At 60.9% G+C, this 253-nt stretch carries 1 protein-coding gene; it reads left to right on the top strand.

Translation table 11 applies throughout. The annotated features are described in order from the left end of the window. A partial coding sequence (locus tag ACLEJQ_RS25855; protein ID WP_440799956.1) for an immunoglobulin-like domain-containing protein occupies window positions 1-253 on the top strand: 253 nt, incomplete at both ends.

The following is a 253-nucleotide window of genomic DNA, read 5'->3' as shown; positions in this document are numbered from 1 at the left end:
GGTGGAAGTCAGCATCGATAAAGCCACAGGCGGTAACTTCGAGAATCTGGTTCCGAGCACCACGCCTGCGGTTACTGACGTCACCGATACCATCGACACCAGCACCGTCTCGCTCACCGCGACCTCGACTGTTGCCGAAGGTGGCCCAGTCATCTACACCGCATCGGTCAACGCGCCAGTCACCGGCGCCCCGCTGGTTGTCACCCTGTCGAACGGTCAAACCATCACCATTCCAGTTGGCGCAAGCTCGGGC

The sequence above is a fragment of the Pseudomonas sp. SMV71 genome (assembly GCF_052042015.1).
Classification (GTDB): Bacteria; Pseudomonadota; Gammaproteobacteria; order Pseudomonadales; family Pseudomonadaceae; genus Aquipseudomonas.
The sequence above is the reverse complement of the archived record's forward strand: the minus strand, read 5'-3'. Positions and strand labels throughout refer to the sequence as shown.